The following is a 6,553-nucleotide window of genomic DNA, read 5'->3' as shown; positions in this document are numbered from 1 at the left end:
TGTCTTACTGATGTTGTTTATTTCTTTTTTTGTACCGACAATATCTTTATCCGGTCATGTTATTGGCATTATTGGCGGTTTTGTTTCATCTTATATTATTCTTTATATTACAAAAAGAAAAAGACAGAAGTTCTTCTATAGTTCATAAAGCGTTGATATAATTTATACAAGAGGTGAGTCTATGAATATTGCGATTGTCTACAGTCATACAAGTAAATATGCACATATTCTTGCATCACAGATGGCAAAAACTGCAAGAACACAGGCAATTCCCTTTCAGGACTTTGATTTTCATGCCCATGTTGATCTTCTTGTATTAGGATTCGATTGTCCATGCTTTGGTAAACCAAAGGAAGTGGAACAATTCATTATGCATCTTAATCGTCACTATGTGAAGAATATTGCCTTATTTTCTACATTTATGTTCTCATCAAAAGCACTTGATGATATCTCTGATTTATGTATGAAACAGGATCTTCCGCTTATGCGTGAACAATACTGCTGTAAACTTCCAATAGAACTTCATGCTCATTTATCAGATAATGCGATCAATGGTGGTGTCATCTATGTAGATGATATGATTAATATATGTAGAGATTATTATTGACAGCGTGAAGCTGTCTTTTTTAATGCATAAAAAAATACTCCCGAAGGAGTATTATTCGATCACCATCGCATTTGGAATAGGTGCTTTTGGATCTTCTTTATTAAAATGATCATAGTAAAGAATACCTTCAAAATGATCTAATTCATGCTGTAAGCAGATAGCTGTAAAGCCTCTTGCGACAATAGTCACTTCTTGATCTGTTAAGGCATCATATCCCTTAACAGTCACTTTAGCACTTCTAGGTACAATACCTGGCTGATCTTCAGGAACAGACAAGCATCCTTCACCATTTTTTAAATAAGCCACTTTGACTGCATTTGCTACAATACGTGGATTAACAAGTGCCCACTGATCACACTTTACAATATTACCTTCTTCATCTACAGAAGGAATATAAATTGCACACATTCTTTTTGGAATACCAATCTGAATAGCCGCAATACCCACACCTGGTCTTAAATCATACTTTTCAGCTTTTTCTTCATCCTGAGAATCTACAAGATATTGATACATTTCCATTAAAGTATGACGATCTTCATCACTTAATGGTAAAGATACTTCTTTAGATTTCTCACGAATTAAAGGATTTTTATCATCAATTACATTTTTCATGCTTAACATTCTTCGTTTCACCTCTGTGTAATTATAACAGACTCCTTCGCTTTTTCCAATTATGTATACCCTATTTTCTTTTAAGCCTATTTCATGTATAATATTTTTTAACATAGGAGGTATTTTAACATGTATGATTATCCATTAGAACCAGATTGGTCAACAGAAGAAATTATCGAGGTTGTTGGGTTATATAATGCAGTAGAACAGGCTTATGAAGAAGGTATTAGTTCTAAAGAATTCATGGAACATTACCGTGCATTTACGTCTATTGCAGATTCAAAAGCTTTACAAAAACAATTAGATAAAGCTTTTGAAGAAGCATCTGGCTATTCTATTTATAAAGTATTTAAACGTTCTCAGGAAGAAGAGTGGGTTAAACTATGAACTTCATCAAGAAGACACAGATGATGTTTAAACGTACTGGTACAGATAAAACCATCTATGCCTGTACGATTTTTCTCGCATTATTTGGGATTGTGATGATTGGAGATGCTTCTGTAGGTATGTCGGCAAGTGAAGGCTCTAATTTTGCGACTAAAAACCTATTGAAACAATGTTTATTCGTTATAGTAGGCTTAGGTTTTATGTTCTTATTTGCGCGTGCCTATAAAACACGTCGTATATCAGAAACATTAATGCTTGTCACTTATGGTGTATGTATTCTTATGATGCTGACATGTATAATGTGGACAATCAATAATTCTCATGCCTGGATCAAGATTGGTCCATTTACTATTCAGCCTGTAGAGTTTATGAAACTGACCTTGATTATACTACTGAGTTATATATTTGGCGTCTTACCAGATCAGATACGTATTTCTCCACGTTTATCAAAAGAGAAAAGAAATAAACTTATCTGGCGTAAAGCAGTTGTTTGTGTGTTTTTTCCAGCCTTTCTTGTCGTTTTCGCATTTTTAATCTGTTGGAAGGTACAGAAGGATATGGGAAGTGGCTTGATATTATTCGTTATGGCAACATGCCTATTCTTTGCGACACCATCTCAATACTATCGTCCCTTTAAGATTATTGGCTTAATTGGAGTATTGTTTCTAGTGCTTATCTTTATTCTGTTTCATAATTTTTTCTTAAAGAGTCATCAGATGGCTCGTATCTCATCATGGCTGAATCCATTGAAAGATATCTATGGTACTAACTATCAGATCATTAATGGTTTTGTAGGATATACAAATGGCGGTTTAATTGGTCGTGGGTTTGGAAACTCTATTATGAAATTTGGTTATATCCCAGAAGCACAGAGTGACTTTATTTCATCTATTATTGTAGAAGAATTAGGACTTGTAGGTTTTGCAGCTTTCTTTATTCCTTATTCTATTATTATTTATAGACTCTTTAGATATGCTTTTGCGATTAAGGATTCAAGAGAAAAATTAACACTTATTGGAATTGCAAGTTATTTCTTTGTTCATTTAATGGTTAACGTAGGTGGTGTATCAGGACTTATTCCAATGACTGGTGTGCCTCTCCTATTAATTAGTGCAGGTGGAACTTCTACCTTAGTTGCTTTAATAGGAATTGGTATAGCTCAGGCCATTATTGCGAAATATAATCGTGAAAAGAAGCAGGAGGCTATTGAGAAATCATTATGATCTATGACTCAATAAAAGAACTCATTGATGCAATTAAAGAAGAGGAATGTTTTAAAAACTATCACTCTTCTTTAAGTGTATTTGGTAAGCCGGAAGTTAAATCTTTGATGAATGAAATGAATAGACTTAAGGAAGAAAAGGAAGATTTGGCACGCTTTGGCAGCTATTGTGACTCGTCACATATACAAGAACGTATCACAGATATAAGAAGAGAACTATATCGCTTGCCAGAGATGAATGCTTATTTAGAGTCTTATAGTGAACTCAATAAGATGTTAGATGAAATTACAGATATTGTCTTTGATGATATTAGTGATGAACTCGCAAAGGGAAGGATTGGAAGAAGTTATGCGCGTTATAGCAGGTAAATATAAAAGTAGACAGTTAAAGGCTGTCCCTACAAAATTAACTCGTCCTACGACAGATAAAAATAAAGAAAATCTTTATAACATGATTGGTCCTTATTTTGATGGAGGAATTTGTCTTGATTTATTTGCAGGAAGTGGAGGCCTTGGTATTGAAGCATTAAGTAGAGGAATGGATGAACTTTATGCAGTAGATAAACAATATAAGGCATTTCAGGTTATTAGAGAAAATATTAATAGTTTAAAGATCACAAATGCGCATGTAATAAAGGCTAATTATCGTAAAGCTTTAGGTACTTTTAAGGAAGAAGGAATCAAGTTTAGTCTTGTATTATTAGATCCACCTTATGGTATGAAAGTTAATATGGATATTATCCATACATTAAAGGATAATGGAAATTTGATGGATGGCTGTATTATTGTGGTAGAAGACTTAACTGAAGAAAAGCTTGAATATGAAGCACCATTTAGACTTATTAAAGAAAATAATTATGGTATTACTTGTTTACAGATTGTGAAATACGAGGAGGCTGCAATGTGATAAAAGCAGTATATACAGGGACATTTGATCCTGTGACCAATGGCCATCTTGATATCATTGAACGTGCGTCTAAGATGTATGATGTACTTTATGTGACTATTTTTATTAATCCACATAAGACATGCTTATTTACTGTAGAAGAACGTATGGAGATGTTAAGAGAAGCAACGAAGCAGTTTCCTAATGTTGTCATTGACGAAAGCAGTAGTCTTGCTGTAGAGTATGCAAGGGAAGTAGGGGCACAGGTATTAGTGCGTGGTTTACGTGCAACAGAAGACTATAACTATGAGTCTCTCATGTGCTTTACAAACCAGTATTTAGATGACGGCATTGAAACTGTCTTTCTAATGACACGTCTTGCTTATACATTTGTCTCTTCTTCATTTGTGAAAGAAATCGTATCTCATAAACATAGTGTAGAAGGACTTGTACCGGCATGCGTTGAAAAAAAACTAATAGAAAAATACAGGGGGTAGATTATGCGTTTATTATTAAAGAATGCACATTTGTATCGTCATCAAGCATTTAGTGATACAGATGTATTGATTGAAGATGGCATCATCAAGAAGATTGGTGCATGTAATGAAGAAGCAGATCAAGTAATTGATCTTCACGGAGCACTTTTATCTCATAACTTTATTGATATCCATACACATCTTCGTGAACCTGGCTTTGAACATAAAGAAACTATTTCTACAGGTAGTGCATCTGCACTTTATGGTGGATATGGTACTATTGTTGCAATGGCCAATACATTACCTTGTATGGATGATAAGGAAACTATTGAAGATTTCACTAAACGTTGTGAAAAGGATGCACAGGTAAAAACATATACTTATAGTGCGATTACAGAAGGACTAAAAGGTCAGAAGGTTGTTGATATGGAAGAAAATATCAAACAGCCTATTGTGCTTGGCTTCTCTGATGATGGTAAAGGTGTCCAGAAGGATGAAAAGATGAAGGAAGCTATGACTCGTGCAAAAGCTCTTGATTCTATCATTGTTGCTCATTGTGAAGATGAATCAGAATTACATGGGGGATGTATTCATGAAGGTCATTATGCGAAAGAACATGGCTTAATTGGTATCAATAGTGCAAGTGAATATAAACAGGTAGATCGTGATTTACATCTTGTAGATGAAATTCACAATAGATATCATATTTGTCATATTTCTACAAAAGAAACAGTGGCCTTGCTTGGTGCAAGTCGTGCACGTGGTGAAAGAGTCAGTGGTGAAACATCACCTCATCATTTAATTTTGACAGAAGACAACATTCAGGATTGTCATCCTAACTATAAGATGAATCCACCTCTTCGTACAAAAGAAGACCGTGATGCAATCATCAAGGCAGTGAATGATGGAGTCATTACTGTTATTGCGACAGACCATGCCCCTCATGCAAGAGATGAAAAGAGTAAACCAATTGATAAAGCACCATTTGGAATCATTGGCTTACAGCATGCCTTCCCACTTATTTATACATATATTGTAGAAGAAGGCTTAATTAAATTAGAGACAGTTCTTGATTGCCTCACTACTGGACCTGCCAAGACATTAAATTTAGATGCTTCTATTGAAGAAGGTATGAAGGCAGATCTATGTGCATTTGACTTAAATAAAGAATATACAATCAAAGAAGAAGACTTAAAGTCTAAAGCATGCAATACACCATTCTTAGGATGGAAAGTAAAAGGTGCATTAATTATGAATATTGTCGATGGACAATTATTAGTGGAGGAATAACATGAAGAATTATCAGGATTTTCTTACAATCAACTACAATAAAGAATTAATTCCTGGTCTATTTGAAATGGAACTTGAAGGAGAAGGGGCTCGTTTTATTACAGCACCTGGTCAGTTCATCAATATTAAGATTAATGACTCACTTCAGCCATACTTAAGAAGACCAATGAGTATCTTGGATTATGATGATACACATATTAAACTTATTTATCGTATTAGAGGTGAAGGAACTAAGATTCTTTCAGAAAAGAAACCAGGAGAAAAACTAGATGTATTAATCGGGTTAGGTAATGGTTTTATTGATACTGATTATAATGAAGTGATTGTCGTAGGTGGGGGAAGTGGTACACCACCTATGTATGGTCTAGCAAAAAGACTTATTGAAAAAGGCGTAAAGGTGACTGCAGTACTTGGATTCAATGGTTCTTATGATGTGTTCTATGAAGAAGAATTCAAGAAGCTTTGTCCTACTTATATTTCAACAATGGATGGCACTTATGGTACTAAGGGTACTGTCATTGATGCTATTAAAGAAAATAACTTAACTTTTGATCATTACTATGCATGTGGTCCAGAACCAATGTTGGATGCATTAGTAAAGAACTTCCCAGACAATGGTTCTCTTTCTTTTGAAGCAAGAATGGGATGCGGCTTTGGTGCCTGCATGGGATGTTCATGTAAAGTAAAAACTAAACCATATAAGAGAATTTGTGTAGAAGGACCTGTCCTTTCATCTGATGAGGTGATTATCAATGGCTTATTTACCTGTAAAACTACCAGGACTTGATATGAAGAATCCTGTTATTCCAGCGAGTGGTACTTTTGGATTCGGTTATGAATTTACTAAGTTCTATGATATTAATGTATTAGGCTCTATGAGCTTAAAGGGTACAACTCTTGAACCACGTTATGGTAACCCACTTCCACGTATTGCGGAAGGACCTTCTGGTTTACTTAATGCGATTGGTTTACAGAACCCAGGTGTTGATGAAGTCATCAAGACTGAATTAGTTAAACTAAGAGAAGTCTATTCAGGAAAAGCTATTTCGAATATTGGTGGATGATGTGTTGAT

The 6,553-nt window shown here is 34.6% G+C and carries 9 protein-coding genes and 1 pseudogene; 9 read left to right on the top strand and 1 reads right to left on the bottom strand.

Annotation, left to right across the window (positions count from 1 at the left end; all coding sequences use genetic code 11):
• The first annotated feature begins 181 nt into the window (after positions 1 to 181).
• On the top strand, positions 182 to 607 hold the full coding sequence (locus ACT8VG_RS05955; RefSeq protein ID WP_117458364.1) for a hypothetical protein: 426 nt from the start codon (positions 182 to 184) through the stop codon (positions 605 to 607).
• Positions 608 to 658: 51 nt separating this feature from the next.
• Here ACT8VG_RS05955 and def read toward each other — a convergent pair whose 3' ends face one another.
• Entirely contained in the window at positions 659 to 1,228 is a 570-nt protein-coding gene (gene def, locus ACT8VG_RS05950) for a peptide deformylase (RefSeq protein ID WP_117458363.1), read from the bottom strand.
• Positions 1,229 to 1,348: 120 nt separating this feature from the next.
• Between def and ACT8VG_RS05945 the strand changes: the two genes are divergently transcribed.
• From ACT8VG_RS05945 to ACT8VG_RS05910, 8 genes and pseudogenes are all read left to right on the top strand, one after another.
• Complete coding sequence (locus tag ACT8VG_RS05945) at positions 1,349 to 1,606, top strand: UPF0223 family protein (protein ID WP_022424706.1); 258 nt, start codon at positions 1,349 to 1,351, stop codon at positions 1,604 to 1,606.
• A complete protein-coding gene (locus ACT8VG_RS05940; RefSeq protein WP_117458362.1) occupies positions 1,603 to 2,829 on the top strand; it encodes an FtsW/RodA/SpoVE family cell cycle protein in 1,227 nt (408 codons plus the stop codon). Before ACT8VG_RS05945 ends, ACT8VG_RS05940 begins: the two co-directional genes overlap by 4 nt.
• Positions 2,826 to 3,197, top strand: a complete 372-nt coding sequence (locus ACT8VG_RS05935) for a YlbF family regulator (RefSeq protein WP_117458361.1) — start codon at positions 2,826 to 2,828, stop codon at positions 3,195 to 3,197. The genes ACT8VG_RS05940 and ACT8VG_RS05935 overlap by 4 nt, the downstream gene beginning before the upstream one ends.
• Positions 3,178 to 3,735 carry a 16S rRNA (guanine(966)-N(2))-methyltransferase RsmD gene (rsmD, locus tag ACT8VG_RS05930; protein ID WP_217106805.1) on the top strand — a complete coding sequence of 186 codons (558 nt, stop codon included), beginning with the start codon at positions 3,178 to 3,180 and terminating at the stop codon, positions 3,733 to 3,735. The genes ACT8VG_RS05935 and rsmD overlap by 20 nt, the downstream gene beginning before the upstream one ends.
• The gene (coaD, locus tag ACT8VG_RS05925; RefSeq protein ID WP_117458360.1) at positions 3,732 to 4,211 is read left to right on the top strand and encodes a pantetheine-phosphate adenylyltransferase; all 480 of its coding nucleotides are present in this window, start codon (positions 3,732 to 3,734) and stop codon (positions 4,209 to 4,211) included. The genes rsmD and coaD overlap by 4 nt, the downstream gene beginning before the upstream one ends.
• 3 nt (positions 4,212 to 4,214) lie before the next feature.
• Positions 4,215 to 5,480: a dihydroorotase gene (locus ACT8VG_RS05920; RefSeq protein ID WP_202985947.1), complete on the top strand. Its 1,266-nt coding sequence runs from the start codon at positions 4,215 to 4,217 to the stop codon at positions 5,478 to 5,480.
• A gap of 1 nt (position 5,481) precedes the next feature.
• Positions 5,482 to 6,267 (top strand): dihydroorotate dehydrogenase electron transfer subunit, encoded by a 786-nt coding sequence (locus ACT8VG_RS05915; RefSeq protein WP_444195407.1) that lies wholly within the window; start codon positions 5,482 to 5,484, stop codon positions 6,265 to 6,267.
• Positions 6,233 to 6,541 (top strand): annotated as a pseudogene (locus tag ACT8VG_RS05910) (dihydroorotate dehydrogenase); the annotation flags it as partial. The gene ACT8VG_RS05915 and the pseudogene ACT8VG_RS05910, both read left to right, overlap by 35 nt.
• Between the last annotated feature and the right edge of the window lie 12 nt (positions 6,542 to 6,553).

Origin of the sequence: Catenibacterium sp. (assembly GCF_052354645.1) — a bacterium.
GTDB lineage: Bacteria > Bacillota_I > Bacilli_A > Erysipelotrichales > Coprobacillaceae > Catenibacterium > Catenibacterium mitsuoka_A.
This window is presented reverse-complemented; position numbering and strand designations above follow the sequence as displayed.